The sequence below is a fragment of the Silvania confinis genome (assembly GCF_025564085.1).
Classification (GTDB): Bacteria; Pseudomonadota; Gammaproteobacteria; order Enterobacterales; family Enterobacteriaceae; genus Enterobacter; species Enterobacter confinis.
In genome coordinates this window covers 1-452 of record NZ_JAMGZJ010000036.1, presented here as the reverse complement: position 1 = coordinate 452, position 452 = coordinate 1, and the positions used below count along the sequence as shown (strand labels likewise).

Genomic DNA, 452 nt, shown 5'->3' with positions numbered 1-452 from the left:
GCCCACTCTGTCAAGGCGGTTTTGGAGCGACACGCCGATGGGACTGTCAATTTTGCAACTCCCCGAGTGATAACTGGAACAGGTCCAGCCGACATTGTTGAAAAGCATTTCCTCAAAGATGCTGTACGAGAGCTTTTTAGCGGCGATGCAGATATTGCGCTGTTCTATTTTGCCGGGCATGGATACATTGAGGATACCGGCGGCTTCCTTTGCGCAGGAGATTGCAGAACGGGCGATGATGGACTTGCTTTGTCGGAAGTTATGACTCTAGCCAACAACTCTAGGGCAAAGAATAAAGTCATTATTCTGGACAGCTGCCATAGTGGTATTGCAGGAGACACCTCGAATCTGGCCGGATTTGCTGAAATAAAAGAAGGAACAACAATCCTCACTGCATCAACAGCAGAGCAATATGCCATGGAAGCTCCGGGCGGCGGCTCTGGTGTTTTTAC

Annotated in this window: 1 protein-coding gene; it reads left to right on the top strand. The window is 49.6% G+C overall.

Going from position 1 to position 452, the window contains the following annotated elements; genetic code table 11:
• Nucleotides 1-21 precede the first annotated feature (21 nt).
• A partial coding sequence (locus tag M8013_RS00160) for a caspase family protein (RefSeq protein ID WP_271265825.1) occupies nt 22-452 on the top strand: 431 nt, incomplete at its 3' end.